15 protein-coding genes and 1 pseudogene are annotated in these 16,205 nt (G+C 48.8%); 11 read left to right on the forward strand and 5 right to left on the reverse strand.

All coding sequences use genetic code 11. The features are described 5' to 3' along the window. Window positions 1–35: 35 nt before the first annotated feature. A complete protein-coding gene (locus tag QZ367_RS05080) occupies window positions 36–1,223 on the reverse strand; it encodes a lipid-A-disaccharide synthase (protein WP_291938243.1) in 1,188 nt (395 codons plus the stop codon). A 68-nt stretch (window positions 1,224–1,291) separates the two neighbouring features. On the opposite strand from QZ367_RS05080, the gene QZ367_RS05085 reads away from it, so the two are divergent. The 11 genes from QZ367_RS05085 to QZ367_RS05135 all read left to right on the forward strand — a co-directional run bounded on the left by QZ367_RS05085 (window position 1,292) and on the right by QZ367_RS05135 (window position 10,687). Then, complete coding sequence (locus QZ367_RS05085) at window positions 1,292–1,792, forward strand: hypothetical protein (RefSeq protein ID WP_291938245.1); 501 nt, start codon at window positions 1,292–1,294, stop codon at window positions 1,790–1,792. 318 nt (window positions 1,793–2,110) lie between these two features. Then, window positions 2,111–2,890, forward strand: coding sequence for a 5'/3'-nucleotidase SurE (surE, locus tag QZ367_RS05090; RefSeq protein WP_291938247.1), 780 nt, complete (start codon window positions 2,111–2,113; stop codon window positions 2,888–2,890). Next, on the forward strand, window positions 2,883–3,551 hold the full coding sequence (locus QZ367_RS05095) for a ThiF family adenylyltransferase (protein ID WP_291938249.1): 669 nt from the start codon (window positions 2,883–2,885) through the stop codon (window positions 3,549–3,551). Before surE ends, QZ367_RS05095 begins: the two co-directional genes overlap by 8 nt. A 678-nt stretch (window positions 3,552–4,229) precedes the next feature. After that, complete coding sequence (locus QZ367_RS05100) at window positions 4,230–4,727, forward strand: nitroreductase family protein (protein ID WP_291938251.1); 498 nt, start codon at window positions 4,230–4,232, stop codon at window positions 4,725–4,727. Window positions 4,728–4,729: 2 nt separating this feature from the next. Beyond that, complete coding sequence (gene modD, locus QZ367_RS05105; protein WP_291938253.1) at window positions 4,730–5,581, forward strand: ModD protein; 852 nt, start codon at window positions 4,730–4,732, stop codon at window positions 5,579–5,581. A gap of 116 nt (window positions 5,582–5,697) precedes the next feature. Next, window positions 5,698–6,399: a molybdate ABC transporter substrate-binding protein gene (modA, locus tag QZ367_RS05110; RefSeq protein WP_291938255.1), complete on the forward strand. Its 702-nt coding sequence runs from the start codon at window positions 5,698–5,700 to the stop codon at window positions 6,397–6,399. After that, entirely contained in the window at window positions 6,396–7,064 is a 669-nt protein-coding gene (locus QZ367_RS05115; protein WP_291938257.1) for a molybdenum ABC transporter permease, read from the forward strand. Before modA ends, QZ367_RS05115 begins: the two co-directional genes overlap by 4 nt. Before the next feature lie 65 nt (window positions 7,065–7,129). Further along, window positions 7,130–7,675 carry a superoxide dismutase family protein gene (locus QZ367_RS05120; RefSeq protein ID WP_291938259.1) on the forward strand — a complete coding sequence of 182 codons (546 nt, stop codon included), beginning with the start codon at window positions 7,130–7,132 and terminating at the stop codon, window positions 7,673–7,675. Window positions 7,676–8,007: 332 nt separating this feature from the next. Continuing rightward, window positions 8,008–8,541, forward strand: a complete 534-nt coding sequence (locus QZ367_RS05125) for a DUF1104 domain-containing protein (RefSeq protein ID WP_291938260.1) — start codon at window positions 8,008–8,010, stop codon at window positions 8,539–8,541. 367 nt (window positions 8,542–8,908) lie between these two features. Beyond that, window positions 8,909–9,571, forward strand: a complete 663-nt coding sequence (locus tag QZ367_RS05130) for a response regulator transcription factor (protein ID WP_291938263.1) — start codon at window positions 8,909–8,911, stop codon at window positions 9,569–9,571. 18 nt (window positions 9,572–9,589) lie between these two features. Beyond that, a complete protein-coding gene (locus tag QZ367_RS05135) occupies window positions 9,590–10,687 on the forward strand; it encodes a HAMP domain-containing sensor histidine kinase (RefSeq protein WP_291939268.1) in 1,098 nt (365 codons plus the stop codon). A 905-nt stretch (window positions 10,688–11,592) separates the two neighbouring features. On the opposite strand, the gene QZ367_RS05140 is transcribed toward QZ367_RS05135, so the two are convergent. The 4 genes and pseudogenes from QZ367_RS05140 to QZ367_RS05155 all read right to left on the reverse strand — a co-directional run. Further along, the gene (locus QZ367_RS05140; protein ID WP_291938265.1) at window positions 11,593–12,189 is read right to left on the reverse strand and encodes a phosphoesterase; all 597 of its coding nucleotides are present in this window, start codon (window positions 12,187–12,189) and stop codon (window positions 11,593–11,595) included. A gap of 84 nt (window positions 12,190–12,273) precedes the next feature. Next, entirely contained in the window at window positions 12,274–13,767 is a 1,494-nt protein-coding gene (locus QZ367_RS05145) for an RNA ligase (RefSeq protein WP_291938267.1), read from the reverse strand. 551 nt (window positions 13,768–14,318) lie between these two features. Further along, window positions 14,319–15,359, reverse strand: coding sequence for an isoaspartyl peptidase/L-asparaginase family protein (locus tag QZ367_RS05150; RefSeq protein ID WP_291938269.1), 1,041 nt, complete (start codon window positions 15,357–15,359; stop codon window positions 14,319–14,321). A 417-nt stretch (window positions 15,360–15,776) separates the two neighbouring features. After that, window positions 15,777–16,106 (reverse strand): annotated as a pseudogene (locus QZ367_RS05155) (DUF417 family protein); the annotation flags it as partial. Window positions 16,107–16,205 lie beyond the last annotated feature (99 nt).

Here is a 16,205-nt window from a genome sequence, read left to right on the forward strand (position 1 = left end):
TTTTATCAAATTATATAAGTTTTAGCCTTAAAATTTTAGCTCGCAGGCTGCGTTAAAATTTTTGCCACGTTTTCGCTGGAGCCGAGCTTTAGATAATCTCGCAGCTTCTTGCTCGCAAGTTTAAATTTAGCGGCGTCGCAGCGCTCGTATGCGGCGAGTAGGTTTTGCGCGCTTACTTCTGATTGTAAAAGCTCCTCGTGCAGCGGCTCCTCGCCCAAAAAATCAAAAATAATATTTGCAAGCCCCACATGCTTTAGCTTTACGAGCTTTCGCGCGAGCCAAACGTCAAACGCGCGAGCCTTGTAGCACAGCACGAACGGAGTGCCGATGAGCGCCGCCTCAAGCGTCGCCGTACCCGAGCAGATGAAGGCAAAATCGCAATCTTTAAGCGTGGCGGGAGTATCGTTTGCGATGCTAAAGCCGTCCAGAGGCCCGTAAATTTCATCCCTTTGATCCATCAGATGCGGCGGGATTATTAAGACTCGCTCGCTATTTTCAAATTTAGGCGCAAGTGCTCTAAAAATCGGCATCAGCCTTGAAATTTCAGCTCTGCGAGAGCCCGGCATAAAGGCGATCTTGCTCTGCTTTTCGTAGCTTTGCTTTCGCAGCGTTATCTCGTCTAATAATGGATGCCCCACGAAAGAGTATTTCGCGGTTTCGGCGCTTTGACTGCTTTGGCGCGCGGCATCCTCTTTCGGTGCAGCGTCTTTGTCTTTTATTTCTTGTAGCGCAGAGTCTTTGCTCTCCGCTTCTTGCGGTGCAGCGCCTTTATCTACCTCGTAGTCCGCGCCGAAAAATTTCGCCTCAAAAGGCCAGATGGAGAGCAGATTATCGCAGAATTTTTTCAGCTTCTCCGCTCTGTGCGGCTTCCACGCCCAAACCTGCGGCAGGATATAATATGAAATTTCCGCGCGCGCGCCGCTTTCCTTGATCGCGCGAGCAAGCGGCAGATTAAACGCGGGCGAGTCGATAAGTAGCACGCGGTCGCACTCCGTCGCAAGTCGCGTCATCTGCGCCATTGCGCGCTTAGCTTTTAAGATCAGCGGCAGAATTTCTATAAAGCCCATCGCCGAAAACTCGCTGCTTTTATATATTGGCGAGCCAAACTTTTCATCGAAAATTCCGCAAATCTCGCAAGCGGGATCGAGCTTTTTAAGATGCTCAAAAACCCCTTTAAAATGGAGGTTCGCAGAGGGCTCTAGGCAAGAGATTAAATATTTCAAATTTAGCCTTTTAAATTTTTGTTAATTATAGCAAAATGTGCTAAAATTAAGCCGACAAAGGATTTAAGATGAAAAATTTTAAAATTTTAGCGTTATGCGGCGCGTTCGCGATGTTGCTGGGCGGTTGCGGCGCGGCTAAATACCAAAAGCGTCAAGTCACCGAGGATCCCGCAGTAACGGCGCGTTTTGAGGCGCTTAGTAAGCTAGGCTCGCCCGCACTCGTCGCTAAAGCCGCAGCTAGCGAGATCGCATCAGACGTAGGTGGCGCCAAGCCCCACGTTAAGGTTGCGCAGTTTGCCTTCCTCGAAGAAATTAGCGCACAAGGAAGCGATCTGATCTATGCCTACTCGCTAAGCCCTGGCTGGGCGGGCCTGAAAAGCTCCGATCGGCAAAAATATCTCAAATTGCTAACCAAGGATATTACCGAAAATGACTGCAATGCACCTAGTACGCGAGCTTTATTGCGAAGCGGAGTGCGTGAAGTGCACCGATTTTTCTACGATTATCCGAACTCGCACCTACTTGATTCGCAGGTGAGCGAGGAGATATGCCGCAAAGCAGGGTTATAGATAATCTCGCGTAATTTTATGTCGCAGATTTACATCGGCGCGAAAATTTAAAAGGCGAAATTTTGTGGCGAGTTGCGGAGTGCAGTCGCAAAATTTAATTTAAGGAATTTCGAAAACGAAATTTAGGCAATGAAATTGCGTGACAGGCTATAAAAATTTGTAGTGAAAAAAGATAAAATTTCGTAGCAAAAAGATGGAATTTTACGCCGCGCAAGGCTAAGTAGCAATTTTTGCATAGTAAAGAATTAAGCGCTAAAATTTTACAGACGGAATTCCGCCCCGATAGGTCTGTCGTGAAATTTTAGTTAAAGAGAAAATATGAAAGAAATTTTAATTACCAATGACGATGGATTCGAAGCGCGCGGGCTTTTGGAGCTCGCAAGTGCGCTAAGATCGGTCGCAAACGTAACCATCGTAGCGCCGAGCTCGGAAAAATCGGCATGCTCGCACTCGCTCACGCTCGCGCGCCCGCTTAGATTTGTAAAGCTCGACGACGGATTTTTTAAACTCGACGACGCTACGCCCGCAGACTGCGTGTATTTGGCGCTCCGCGCGCTGTATAACCGCAAGCCCGATCTTGTGGTAAGCGGCATAAATCACGGCGCCAATGTCGCGGAGGACGTGACCTATTCGGGCACTTGCGGAGGCGCGATGGAGGGGGTTTTGCAAGGCATTCCCGCGCTCGCGGTGAGCCAGTTTTACGTCGCGGATTCGCTGCAGCGATATGGGTTTGATCTCGCATGCGAGCTTGCGGTTGATCTGGTGGAAAAAATTTTTAAAAACGGCTTTCCGCTGCCGCCGAAGCAGTTTTTAAATTTAAACGTCCCTGCCGTCTCAAAGCAAGATTTTAAGGGGCTAACGGTTGCGCCCTGCGGCGAGAAGCTCTACGACACCGACGCGCAGCTAAACCGCAATCCGCGCGGGATGGAGTATTATTGGCTAGGCAAATCTACGCTCAGTTTTGATGCAAGCAAAAACGAAAATAGCGACATTTCGGTACTTTTTGAGGGGCGGGCGACGTTAAGTCCGATTAAGTTAAATTTGACCGCGCACGAGCAGATGAGCGCGCTAGAAAGGTGGATGAAAAACGATGAGTGAGGTCGTAATAGACCGCTTTTCGCGCTCGCGCCTACTTTTCGGCGAGGATTTTGCAAGGCTTCAAAGCGCTAAAATTTTAATCTGCGGCTGCGGCGGCGTGGGCGGAGCGGCGATAGAGGCGCTGTACCGCAGCGGCGCGGTAAGCTTAAGCGTAATCGATTGCGATCGCTTCGAGATCACCAATCAAAACCGCCAGCTTGGAAGCGAGCACGTAGGCGAGCTAAAATGCAAGGTTTTCGCGCGCAAATTTAAAGGCGTGATGCCGATCGCCGCTAGGATCGATCAGGAATTTTTATCTAAATTTGATCTGGCGCAATTTGATTTCGTAATCGACGCGATCGACGACGTGGGCGCTAAGATCGCGCTTGCGCTGCGCTGCAGCGAGGCGGGCGCGGGCTTCGTAAGCTCGATGGGCGGCGCAAAGAGGCTCGATCCCGCTAAAATCGAAATCCGCTCAATCTGGCAGACGCAAGGCGATCCTCTCGCGCGCAAGATCAGATCTGAGCTGCGAAAGCGCGGCTTTGCGGGCGATTTTGACGTCGTCTGCTCAAGCGAGCCGCCGCGCGTCAAATCTATGGGCAGCTTCATGGGCGTGACCGCAAGCTTCGGGCTTTTCATCGCAAGCTACGTCGTGCGCAGGCTGATAAGCAAGCAGGCTTAGGCGGTTAAATTTCATAGCGTTTCGGCGCATGGCTCCGCCTAGTCGTACTTGGCGGTTAAATTTTAGATATTTTGAGCTTACGATCCGAGCACGCTTTGCATGCGGTACGGCGCGGCCGGTGATTTGCGGCGCGCGATGCGGTTAAAATTCAAAAGCGGCGAAAGCGGAATTTTACCGGGCGACGAAGATAAAATTTGCTCGGCGCAAAGGCGAAATTTTGTTCGCCGTGAAGGATAAAATTTTATCCGCAAAGATCGGCGCAAGTTTGCGTGCGAGATGAAATTTAAGGACCGCACAAGCTACGCGCGCAGGCTGATGTATACGGCGGGTTATTTTAGCGGGCGCCAGATAGCGGCCTAGGATTAAAATTTAAATGGACAGGTCGCGAGCTTGCTCGTGAGCGAAATTTTGATTGAATTAAGTTCGCGCAGCTCTCCTCTGCGGCGGGTTTCATAGTGATGAGGCTGAAATTTTATCGCAACTTCACGCTTTTCGATGCAAAAAGAGGCGCACCTGGGTAAATAAACCAAATCAGCGCGCATCGGCCGCCGCGTAGCGCCTAAATAGCGCAACGTGTAAGCAAGGCTCAAGCAAACGCAGCGGCAAGCCTACTTCTAAATTCCATTTTTTACCGCTCGCAAAAAGCGGAATTTAGAAATTTAATTTAAAGGAGCAGCGATGAATGAAATTTTTACACGCACGAGCGTGCGGAATTTTACCGAAAAAATGCCGAGCGACGATCAGATCGAGCTCGTGCTAAAAGCCGCGATGCAAGCCCCTAGCGCAGGCAACCAGCGCTCATGGGAGTTTTACGTAGTACGCGACCGCACCACGCTTACGCTACTTAGCAGCGTCGGCACCTACGGCGGCTGCACGAAAGATGCGCCGCTTGCAATCGTAGTTTGCACGCGCAAAAGCGGCTTAAAATTCCAGCCCTACGCTCGCTACGACTGCGCTTGTGCGGCAGAAAATCTCTGGCTGGCAGCGCATCATCTAGGGCTTGGCACCACGTGGCTGGGCGTAGCGCCCGATATTTACGCGATGGAGCGCGTAAGAGAAATTTTGGATCTGCCTGGTCATTTAGAGGCGTTTTGCATTATGCCTTTGGGCTTTCCGTCTCGCGTCACAAAGGCACATTCGCGCTTTGAGCCCGCTAAAATTCACTTCGTAGGCTAGATATGTTTATTTCGCAGAGTAAAATCGACGATCTAATCGCTAGCGACGGCGCGTTTTTGGACCTTACGACCGAGCTTTTACAGGACTTCGTGGATTTAAACGCGCCCGCGCGACTTTCGATCGTAACGAGGCAGGATCTGATCTTTAGCGGTGGAGGAATCGCGCGCGAAGTAGCGGCGCGCCTAGGCTGCGAGACGCAGCGGCTAGCGCGCGAGGGAAGCGCATTTTGCGCGGGAGAAGAAATTTTTAGCGCGCGGGGGAGCTTCGAGAGCCTGCATAAAGCTTGGAAGATCGTTCAGATCGTGTTTGAGTACTCCTGCAAAATTTCTACTTACGCGCACGAGATGGTTGCGCTGATGCGAGAGGCTAATCCGCGCTGCGTGCTGGGTGCGACGCGCAAGAGCTTTCCTTTTGCGAAGGAGCTTTGCGTAAATGCGCTGATTGCGGGCGGCGGAACGATGCACCGCTTGGGGCTGCACGACAGCGTCCTGTTTTTTTCAAATCATATTCGCGCGTTTGCAAGCTTTGGCGAGTTTTGCGCGCAGATCGCTAAATTTAAAGAGCGCGCGCCCGAGCGAAAGATCATGATCGAAGTAGCGAGCGAGCGCGAATTTAGCGAGCTCTTAAAATACGCGCCGGATGCGATAATGTGCGATAAGATGAGCCCTAGCGAGCTTAGAGCTTGCGTTTTGAAGCGAGATGAGACGGCGCCGCAGATTAAAATTTGCGCTGCGGGCGGCATAAATAAAAATAACTGCGCAGAGTTTGCAGCTACCGGCGCGGACGTGCTCGTAAGCTCGGCGGTTTGGAATCAGGGCGTATGCGATCTAGGCGGAAAGATAGAATTTATCTAAATATTAAATTTTAAATTTAAGGCGCGGCCTGCTAAGCTAAGGGATAAAAAGCGCGATTTATTAATAAATAAGAGTATATTTTGTAGAATTCTTAAAATTTCAAAAAAAGGATTTTCATGAAAAAAATTGCTTTTATTTTAGCACTTACGGCAAGCGTTTCGTTCTGCGCGGATCAGCTGATAATCGCAGCCGGCGGTGGATACAAAAAGCCCGTCTCGGCCGTAATCGAAAATTTGAAAAAAGAGGGCATGGACGTGGCGGGATCGTTTGCCAACCTCGGCCAGCTCGTCATTCAATCGCGCGAGAATAAAATTTCATTCATCGTGGGCGACGAGACGTTTTTGAAAAAAAGCGATCTAAATATCACTAAATTTGAACGCGTCGGGCGCGGCACGCTTGTTTTAGTAACGCCGAAAAATATCAAAATAAACGATGTCTCCGAGATCGCAAAGTTCGACAAAATCGCGATGCCCGATCCTAAAAAGGCGATTTACGGTATCAGAACGAACGAGTTTTTGCAAAACGCCAAGATGGATGGGGTAAAAGATAAAATTTTAGCCGTCGCGGGCGTGCCGCAGGTGGTCGCTTACGTCATCAACGGCGAGGTGCAGGCGGGCTTTATCAACAGCACCGAAGCGGTCGCCAAAAAAGATGAGTTCGGCTCGATCATCTACATCGACGAGAGCCTCTACAGCCCCGCATATATCGGCATCGCAAGGCTTAGCGCGTGCGGCGAACAGGCGCTTTGCGAAAAGGTGATGGAGGAGTTTAAATCGGATCGCTCAAAAGAGATTTTTTCAAAATTCGGTCTTAAATGAGCGATATCGCTTGGATCGCGCATCCTCTGATACTAAGCGCCAAAGCCCTATTTTGCAGCTTTTTGCTTCTGATTTCAATAGGGCTAGCAATCTCGTATTTTTTAGCTTTCAGCAAAGCCAAATTTAAAAAGATCGTCGAAATTTTAGTGATTTTTCCGCTCATCTTCCCGCCGATCGCGACGGGATTTTTGCTTCTTTACATCTTCGGAAAGAGCGGATTTATCGGCTCTGCGTTAAATTTAGACATCGTTTTTAACTTTTCTTCATTGGTAATCGCCGCATTTTTGGTGGGGCTGCCGCTGTTTGTAAAGCCCGTATGTGCGAGCTTTGAGCTCTTTCCGAAGAGTCTAATCGAGGCCGCGCAAATTTTGGGCAAAAACAGAGTTCAAATTTTCCTCTTCGTAATCCTTCCAAGCTCGCTTAAAACGCTCGGCTCCGCGCTCATTTTAGCGCTCTCGCGCGGGCTCGGCGAAGTGGGTATCACGCTGATGTTGGGCGGAAACATCGTAGGTAAAACCGACACGCTAGGTCTTGCGATCTACAACGCCGTATATGACGGCGAGAACGAGCGAGCGCTGATTTTAAGCGTTCTGCTCGTAATTTTTAGCCTGATTTTATTCTTCGCGATAAGCCTTTTAGATAAAAAGCAAAATTTATCTAAATAAGAAAAATTATTTTTTAAGTATTTTTGGATAAAATTGCACTCACATTTTACTTTAAAGGATTTTTCATGAAGAAATTTCTAATTTCATCAATTTTAGTCGCAAGCGCCTTGATCGCTCACGAGCACGGCGATATGCAAAATTTCGACCCTAAGACGGGCAAGCACCTCGTCATCACTATGGAGCAGCTAGGCGAGAAGGGTAACGTGAGCGTCGGCGAGGTCGTAGCAGTCGAGACGAACTACGGCGTGGCGTTTTTCCCGAATTTAAAAGGTCTTACTAGCGGCGTGCACGGCTTTCACGTGCATCAAAATGCCGACTGCGGCGCGACCGAGAAGGGCTTAGGCATGAAAGCGGGCGGTCACTGGGATCCGAGCGATACCAAAAAGCACTCGTTTGCTTGGGACGATAGCGGCCACAAGGGCGATCTGCCTGCGCTTTTCGTTGATGCAGAGGGCAATGCGGTCTATCCGGTGTTAGCTCCTAAGATCAAGAGCTTAGATGAGCTAAAAGGCCACTCGCTGATGGTTCACGTAGGCGGCGATAACCACAGCGACCATCCAAAGCCGCTCGGCGGCGGCGGCGCTAGAATGGTCTGCGGCGTTATAAAATAGGCTTCGTTGCGGATGAAATTTAATCATCCGCAATTTCTAAATTTAGCAGCCCTGCAGTTAAATTTACGCATGGCGGATTTTTAATGCAATCTATGCGGTGCGAAATTTACGCTAAATTTACGCGCTGCGCCCCCTCCCGCTTAAATTTTAAATTTTAACTCCGTTTGCGCGCATTACGCCCTGTTTTTGCCGCAGCAGCATCGCAAAATTTTTCAAATTTAAATCAAAGTTCTAAATTTATGGCGCCGAGCTATTTTGACGGCGCGGCTTTACTTAACTTTTTCTTCACGACTTTTTCCTACAATTATGCCAACTTTCACAAAGGAGAGAGAATGAAAAAGATTGTTCTAGCAAGCGTTTTAGTCGCGGGCGTGCTGTTCGCCGCAGATTTTCAAAATAGCACTCCCGAGCAGATCAATGCCTCGATCGCCGGTGCCGACGCCAAGAGCTTAAGCGAAGCGGCGTTTGAGATCGATAAGCGCGCAGGCGAGCTAAGGGCGCAGGCAAGGGATCTCAAGCGCGGATTTAAGACGGAGTTTAAAAAGAAACTGGACGCTATGAGCGTCGAGGATCGCGAGAAATTCCTAGACGAGTTTAGAAAAAACTATAACGCCCAGGCGGGCAAGCTAAGCGTCGAGCAGGCGGATAGGCTGGATATCGAGCTTAAAGACCGCGGTAATTTCGGCAAATTTAAAAGGCCTGCTTGCGGATTCGGTCCGCACAGATCGCATATGGCCCCCGGCGAGTGCGGTCATATGCCGCCTGAAGGAATGGGCGGAGGCGTAGGGCGAGCAATGCCGCCAAGAGACGCGATGCCGTGTAATCAAAACGCGGGTGCCGCTCCGTGCCCTATGACGCAGCAATAGCCGTCCGTGCGCAAGTTATGTAGTTCCGCGCAGCATTTGCGCGGAATTGTGTTTTAGTGAAATACGGCGCAGAATTTTAAAATTTTAGAATTTCGTAGCGGCGGAATTTTAAAGCCCAATGTTTTGCCTGTAAATTTTAAAATTTCGCGGCGTGAAAATTTTATATCGTGAAATTTTAGTTTCTTGCGGCGTGCCGCGCGAATAATACTAGGCGAGCAATCTTACAAGCCTAAATTTAGTAAGCATACTTTTAAGCTAAGACGCGCTGTTTCGCCATGATAAAATTTTGCCGTGAAATTTCGCAATTAAATTTTACGTGGAATTTCAGAGGGTATAATTTCAAAAATTCTACGCAAGGAGGTGGGCTATGGCAAGGGTTTTGATCGTCGAGGACGAGGGGATGCTGCTAGATATGATGTGCACCTATATGCGCGGCGCGGGGCACGAGGTAAGCGGCAGTAAAAGCTACGACGAGGCGCTTTCTTTAGCGTACGAAAAGAGCTTCGATCTGTGGATCTTCGACGTCAAAATCATCGGCGGCAGCGGTTTTGCGCTACTTCGCGAGCTGCGCGAGGCGGAGCGCGGAGCACCGTGCATTTTCACGACGTCGCTAAACACTCTGCAAGATCTCGAAAGCGGCTTTGGAAGCGGCTGCGACGACTACCTCAAAAAGCCTTTCGAGCTAAAAGAGCTGGCTCTGCGCGCGGATAATCTACTAAAGCGCACCTTCGTCCACAACACCGCCCTGCGCGAAAATATCGGCGGAGGTTTTAGCTTCGATATGGCTCAGCACGCGCTTTATCGCGACGGAAGAGCCGTGCCGATGCCGCAGAAGCAGGCGAGGCTTCTTGCTCTGCTTCTGAAAAATCGCGATAAATTCCTTAGGAAGGATGAAATTTTCGCCGCGCTGTGGGACTACGACGAGAGTCCGAGCGAGCTTAGCCTGCGCGTTTATATCGCGGAGCTGCGAAAAATTTTAGGCAAGGATCGCATCATAAACGCTTCCAAGCTCGGCTACAAATATCTTTAGGAGCGCGCCGTGTCCAAAATGCGTCAAATTCTACCGATTTTTTTGCTCTACACGCTTACTAGCGTCTTGTTTTTGGCGCTGGTAAGCAGCGTATTTTACGAGCGGGAGAAGTTTTTTATCGCGGATCGCGATGCCTTTGCGATCAGGGATTTCAAGCACGGCTTAGAGGCTAAGCTTGCGCGCGGCGGGCGCCTAAACGAGGGCGATTTCGACGCCATGCAGGCATACGCTGCGGATCTGAATAGCAGCGATGAGATCGCGCGGGATTTTGAGCCGAAGGATGACGCACCGCGCGTGTATATGGAGGGGACCAGCAGGATTGAGCAGTTTAATCTCACCGGCAAGGACGGCACGGAGTATTACGTGGCGATCAAAACGGATGCGCTTGAGGGCAAGCTAGCGGCGCTGAAGCTTAAAATTTTAGCCGCTAGCGCGCTTGTTTTGGCGCTTATTTTGCTGATCGCGTATTTTATCATCCGCCTTTCGCTACGCCCGCTTTACGAAAAGATCGAGTTTCTTGACGGCTTCATCCGAGACACGACGCACGAGATAAAAACCCCGCTTAGCGTGATTTTGATGAGTATCGAGCTTTTCGATACCGATGCGAAAAAATATCTGGGCAATATCAAGGCGGGCGCAAATACGATAAACGCGCTGTTTGAAGACCTAACCGCGCTAAGCTTAAACAAAAGCGGCAGCGGGCGAGAGGTAAATTTAGGCGAGCTAGTGCAAAGCCGCACCATGTATTTCGGCATCTCTGCGGAGCAAAAGCGCATAAGCTTGAGCACCGATCTGCGCCCGGTAGCCTTTTGCGCGGATGAGTTTAAGCTGCGAAAGATCATCGATAATCTGCTTGGCAATGCGATAAAATATTGTGATGAGCTCGGCTGCGTCGAGGTGAGCCTAAGCGAGCGCTCGCTTCGCATCAAAAACAGCGGCGCGGGCATCGCACGGCAAAATTTGCCGCATATTTTCGAGCTTTACACCCGCTTTGACGAACGTAACGGCGGCTTTGGCATCGGGCTTTTTATCGCCAAAAAATATTGCGACGAGCTCGGGCTTAAAATTTCGTGCGATAGCAATGAGGACTGGACGGAATTTGAGGTGAAATTTTAACTTTACCCAAACGAAATTCTGCGCGAACGAAATTTTAGCGGGCGGGCTTGCTAGGCTTAACCGCGTAGGTTTAAATTTAGCCAGCGATTCCGTTTGTAAAAATTTGCACTAGGTTATAATTCGACGGCGGAATTTGCGCATGCAATTCGGTCGCGCTCGCAAAATTTCGCCCGCCAGTTTGCAGAATACATAGCGTAAAATTCTACGGAATTTCGTGAAATTTTATTTGGACGCGGGCAAGATTGCGGCGGCTACGGATAAAATTTGCAGCAGCTTGGATAAAACCGCGCGCGATAATCGGCGAAATTCCGCGAAATTTCGCCGAGCGCGTTAAGTTCGCCTTTACCCTGCTATCTCATACACGCCGTATTCATAGACCGCGCAAAAGGCGGCGCCGTTTTGGGTTTTGATACCCAATAAAAATATCTATTCGGCTTCTCATTCTTACCGTTCGGCGCGTCGGCGTGGACTACGCGCGAGTAAATTTAAAATTTAGCTTCGCCCCGCCGAAGCGAAGTTTTATTGAAACGAGCGGCGCAGCTATTTTAAGCGCGTAGCCGCCCTTCAAAATGCACTCCGATCTTTTTAAAGCACGCGGCAAATTTTAAAATTTGCGCGGGGTCAAAGAGTAGGCGAGGCAAAAGAGATCAAATTTGAGCGGTGAAGCTAGGTTTTATCGCTTTTAAATTTGACTTCGCCTTTCATATAAAATCAAATTCTAGGATTTTTGAATAAGCCATTAAATTTAACTAAATTTGACCCCGCCCGAGTCAAAATAGGCGGGGCAAATTTAATCGTTTCTCGCCGAGCGCTTTGCCTATCCCCGTATTATGCGGGTGCTTTTGCAAGATATTGCGGCAGGCTGCGCTTAAATCAATGCTATGGCTGTCCGTGTTTAGCCAGGGTCACGAATATCTTGCCGTGATTTGCTTTTGTCCTAAAATTTGCACGATCTCGTCTAAGCTTAAAATTTTGCCGTGCGAGTCAAAACCTACGTTTAGTATGCGCCCCTCCAGGCTGGAAGCACGGTCGTGCAAGTGTCCGTGAAGCATAAAAGAGCCTTTCGAGGCGCGGTTGTGCTCCTCTACGGGATAGTGAAACATACAGATGCTCATACCGGTTTTGCCGTCCTTTATCGCGCCCGCGCCACCGTCAAAATTTAGCTCCTTGTAGTGTAGGATATCGCTAAAGATAGGATTTCCGTCGTCTTTTAGCTCGCGTAGCAGCGCTTCTTTGTTTTGGCTAATGAGCGTATCGTGGTTGCCTAAAATCAGCACATGCGAGCCGTTTAGCCTACGCGCGACGCTTTTTAGATCCTTTAATTTATTACAAAATGCAAAATCGCCCAGATCATAAACCGTATCCTCGGGCCCCACTACGGCATTCCAGAGCTCTATTAGCTTTTCATTCATCTCGCCTACGTCGTTAAAAGCCCTAAATTTAGGGCAGTATTTCATAATATTTGCGTGATAAAAATGCAAATCGGAGGTAAAAAATATCATCATTTTCCTTTAAGCTTTAATCTCCGCATCGAATTTACGCTTACATTCAAATTTGCGCGGTGCCAAATATTCGCACGATAATCGTTAAACTTTTTCTAAAAATTCTTTTATAAAGCCTAGCTTGCCTTGCTCGTCAAGGGATCTGAATTCTCGCTCGTTTGCTTTGATGTGATCGACCAAAGGGTGAAATTCCTCATCGAGCTTGGTTTTATCCAGTTTGCCGGAAAGCGCCTCGTTTTTACTGCGAGCAAAAAATTTATTCACGAGATAATAAGGCGTTTTCATCTTAAAGCAAAAATCATTTTGGCTTGGGATATACACCATAAAGCCCTCGAATTTCGCCTCTTTAACTATATTTTTTAGCTCCGAAAAGCTCGTTTTTAGATACTGCTCGCCCTTCTTATAAAAAGGTCTTTTTAGCGCGCCAGCGGTGCTTGCGGCGATTTTATCTAGCTCAAATTCGCTCTCTTGCGCGCCGGTTTTAACGTCGATAAGTCCGATAAAAGTCTCGCCAAGCTCCTCTTCTACGATGTGCGGGTCGCTCTCGTCGGTGATCTCAAATAAAAAAGTTTTATTTGGATAGAGTTTGAAAATCTCTTCAAATTTACAGCAGTGCTCGCGCGCCATCTGTGCAAATCTACTATCGGTCGATCCCGTCGTAGAGTAGATGACGCGGCGGTTAAAGCTCGCACCGCTTTCGTGGGTATCTACGTAGGTGCAACACCCCAAAAAGCCGTTTACCTTTCGCACGGCAAGCACGTGCGTATCGTCTGCGATGTCGATAGGATAAAGGCTTTTGCGCGAGGTAAATTCCGAGTAGTTATAGACCTTTTTAAACGGGCGCACGATGATATTTAGATTATCGTCCATTATGAGTCCGCGCATCTCAAGTAGCGCCTTATCCCAATCGGCTTTGAAAAAGACGCGTTTTGAGTATTTGTAGGTGCGAAGCTCGGGATAAAGTTCGCTTTGACGCGCACTCCAGAGCCTTTTATCCTGCGTAGCGGCGATATATTTTTTCGTTACGTAGGTATTTTGCGCCGCATCAAAGGGCAGATCGCGCCTGTTTAGAGCTGCCGCGTCTTTAATTTTTTGCGCTACGCTTTGGCTCATAGGATTAACGGGCGGGATTAAAATTTCGCCCTCTATTTTGTTGTTTGCGACCTTGATAAACATCGCTATTACCGTATTTTCGTCGACGCCGTGCTCGGAGGCGAAGAAATTTTGCATTCTAAAGCATTCGAAAAGAAATCCATTTTGGGCGGCTTGCTCTTTTAGGCTTAGCAGCTCTTTGGTGCGCGCACTCACGTTGCTAAGCACGATAAGGACGTCTTTGGTTTTGTTTTCCAGGGCAAATTTATACGCCTGCTTTATCTCGCGGGCGACCTTGCGCTTCGCGTCCTCCAAAAGCTTCGGCGACCAAGTATAAACCCCCGCCTCATCGGTTAGAAACATATCGTTTTCCAGATGATAAATTTGCGCCTGCGGGTATTCGTTTTGAAATTCTTTAATTTTCTCTTTTGCGAAAGTCGTTTTACCCGAGCCCGCGTGTCCGCGAACGACTATAAATTTTCTCATTTTACCGCCTTGATTTTATGTGGCGATATTCTACCTGAAATTTGAGCGCTTTGGTATCAAGAAATATGGATTTCGGTAAAATTCAATTTACAGAGCCGAATTTCGCCGCTTAGCTCGCGCGGTTTTGAGGCGCGAATGAGACGGCGCGACACCCGTATCTACGAGGGCTTGCTGCCGATGCACGCTTTTTGGCACGAAATTGAGCGAGGATAAAATTTGCAGCGAAGCCGCTGGGCGGTTTAAATTTGAACCTCAAAGCTCAAATTTACAGAAAGGATCAAATTTGATCTCTTTATAGACTTATCGAAGCATAAAATTTATCGTTTTGGCTAATTTGAATACGAGAAAAAAAGATAGCGATAAATGTAGTTTAAAATTTTAAATAAATAGAAATTTGAGCTTTGCCGAGGCGCTAAATTAAAATTTAACCAAATTTGCCTTGCCGAGGCGCTCGATTGATGAAAGCGCCAAATTTGATAGACGTGTGATAAAAAGCGTATTTATCCTCGCTATTTGATTTAAATTTAGCCCCGCAAAGGGGCTAAATACGCTTATTTGTCTCCTAGCGGCCAATAAACGATCGGTTTAGCTCCGAGTCTTGCTTCGCCGTGATACATTCCGAGCTTATCTTTCGTCCACGCAAAGCCCGTGTGTCCATGCTTGTCGATCGAGATAATGCCGCCGCTACCGCCGAGCGCTTTGACCTCTTTTACCGCTTCTTCGGCGGCCTTTTGCACGTCGGAGGTTTTGTATTTATACAGAGCTGAGACCTCGTGCGCGGCATTTACGCGCATGTAGATGTCGCCCGTGCCGGTGCATGAAACCGCCACCGAGTCGTTGTCGGCGTAGGTTCCAGAGCCGATTATCGGGCTATCGCCGATGCGACCGGTCATTTTGTTGGTCATGCCGCCGGTGCTGGTCGCTGCGGCCAGGTTGCCGTTTTTATCCAGCGCGATCGCTCCCACGGTGCCTAGATACGGACGCTCGTGTAAATTTAACGACGTCTTTTTCGCCTTTTCGCTATCAAGTAGCAGCTTTTGCTTCTCTTTAGCTTTTTGCAGCGCGTCGTATCTAAACTGCGTGAAAAAATACTTCTGATCGACCATCTCTAGGCCGTTTTCTTTGGCGAGCTTGTCGGCTCCCTCGCCCGCAACCAGCGTATGCCACGTCTTATCCATCACGAGTCTGGCACCTAGGATAGGGTTTTTGATATGCCTCGCCATCGCGACCGCGCCCGCTTTTTTAGTTGAGCCGTCCATGATCGAGGCGTCGAGTTCGTTAAATCCGTCGGCGGTAAAGACCGCGCCCTTGCCCGCGTTGAAATTCGGATCGTCCTCAAGCACCATAATGGCCGCCGTTACGGCATCCATCGCGCTGCCGCCCCGTTCAAGCACGGCTTGACCTGCTAAAAGCGCCCGGTTCATCGGCTCTTCGCGGATTTTAAATTCCTCCTTGGTTAGATCAAGTCCGCTGGTGCCGCCGTGAATGACGATAACGGGGGAAAAATTCTCCTGCGCATTCGCAACCGTTAGCCCGAGCAGGGCCAAACTCGCCGCCATAAAAACGGCCTTTGAGAGTGAAAAGTGCTTCATATCTCATCCTTTCGAAAAAATTGCAGAATTTCTAAGAAATGATATAACTTTACTCTTTTCTTTTCGCTTAATCAAATGCGAATTTGGCTGGATCTAAATCTAATGCTTTGAGCTTAGGATTAAGCTTTCGCCGTCAAATTTAACGTGGTTTAATTTATGGCACAATCTGATGGATCGATTTAAATTTTATAAATTTGAGTTTGAGCGTTGGCAAAATTTAATTACCGCAGCTCGATAAATTCCAACCGCGCGTCATAAAATTTTAGCGCGCGGCCGTATTTTAAACGATGCTATGCGAGCGAGCAAGCTCAAGCACGCACCCGCAGGCAAAGCAGGCTTTAAATCAAAACGCCTCAAGCTCGCCGTGCGCGATCATTTAGCGTTGCGTCGGAACCGACGCCAGTATGTTTTGACGGCTCAATCGCAGCTTTTTTCTCCGCGGCAAAGGCGCGCCAGGTCGTATTTTAGCAGCACCAAGCCAAGGCCTAGTAAGAAAAGGTCTTTAAAGATAAAGCCGTCGATCTTGCCCAACTGCGGAAGTAGGCTGAGCGTGCTCAGCGCCATGACGATCACGATGAGATCGCCCACGATGCCCGCCTTCGGCTTGAAAAAGCCCGCGATGAGCGAGAGATAGCCCACGGTCTCCACCACGCCCAAAAAGTAGCTCGCGCCGGCGTCCCCGAGCGCTGAGGGCAAAAACGAAAGCCACGTCTGCGAAAAGAGCGGCTTTAAAGCCTCCACCTCGAACTCAAACCACTTCTAGTTGCCCATCACGGCAAGCACGATGATAACGGAAAGTCTGGCGAATATAATATCCGCGTCGCCTGCGACAAATTTTTTTACGAT

It is taken from the genome of Campylobacter sp., assembly GCF_019423325.1.
Taxonomy (GTDB): Bacteria; Campylobacterota; Campylobacteria; order Campylobacterales; family Campylobacteraceae; genus Campylobacter_B.

What these genes read in the sequence shown, in the direction of transcription:
- QZ367_RS05140 (WP_291938265.1), bottom strand. Translation starts at nt 12,189, where the DNA reads ATGATATTTTTTACCTCCGATTTGCATTTTTATCACGCAAATATTATG.
- QZ367_RS05120 (WP_291938259.1), top strand. Translation starts at nt 7,130, where the DNA reads ATGAAGAAATTTCTAATTTCATCAATTTTAGTCGCAAGCGCCTTGATC.
- surE (WP_291938247.1), top strand. Translation starts at nt 2,111, where the DNA reads ATGAAAGAAATTTTAATTACCAATGACGATGGATTCGAAGCGCGCGGG.
- QZ367_RS05150 (WP_291938269.1), bottom strand. Translation starts at nt 15,359, where the DNA reads ATGAAGCACTTTTCACTCTCAAAGGCCGTTTTTATGGCGGCGAGTTTG.
- QZ367_RS05145 (WP_291938267.1), bottom strand. Translation starts at nt 13,767, where the DNA reads ATGAGAAAATTTATAGTCGTTCGCGGACACGCGGGCTCGGGTAAAACG.
- QZ367_RS05135 (WP_291939268.1), top strand. Translation starts at nt 9,590, where the DNA reads ATGCGTCAAATTCTACCGATTTTTTTGCTCTACACGCTTACTAGCGTC.
- modD (WP_291938253.1), top strand. Translation starts at nt 4,730, where the DNA reads ATGTTTATTTCGCAGAGTAAAATCGACGATCTAATCGCTAGCGACGGC.
- QZ367_RS05125 (WP_291938260.1), top strand. Translation starts at nt 8,008, where the DNA reads ATGAAAAAGATTGTTCTAGCAAGCGTTTTAGTCGCGGGCGTGCTGTTC.
- QZ367_RS05115 (WP_291938257.1), top strand. Translation starts at nt 6,396, where the DNA reads ATGAGCGATATCGCTTGGATCGCGCATCCTCTGATACTAAGCGCCAAA.
- QZ367_RS05085 (WP_291938245.1), top strand. Translation starts at nt 1,292, where the DNA reads ATGAAAAATTTTAAAATTTTAGCGTTATGCGGCGCGTTCGCGATGTTG.
- modA (WP_291938255.1), top strand. Translation starts at nt 5,698, where the DNA reads ATGAAAAAAATTGCTTTTATTTTAGCACTTACGGCAAGCGTTTCGTTC.
- QZ367_RS05100 (WP_291938251.1), top strand. Translation starts at nt 4,230, where the DNA reads ATGAATGAAATTTTTACACGCACGAGCGTGCGGAATTTTACCGAAAAA.
- QZ367_RS05130 (WP_291938263.1), top strand. Translation starts at nt 8,909, where the DNA reads ATGGCAAGGGTTTTGATCGTCGAGGACGAGGGGATGCTGCTAGATATG.
- QZ367_RS05095 (WP_291938249.1), top strand. Translation starts at nt 2,883, where the DNA reads ATGAGTGAGGTCGTAATAGACCGCTTTTCGCGCTCGCGCCTACTTTTC.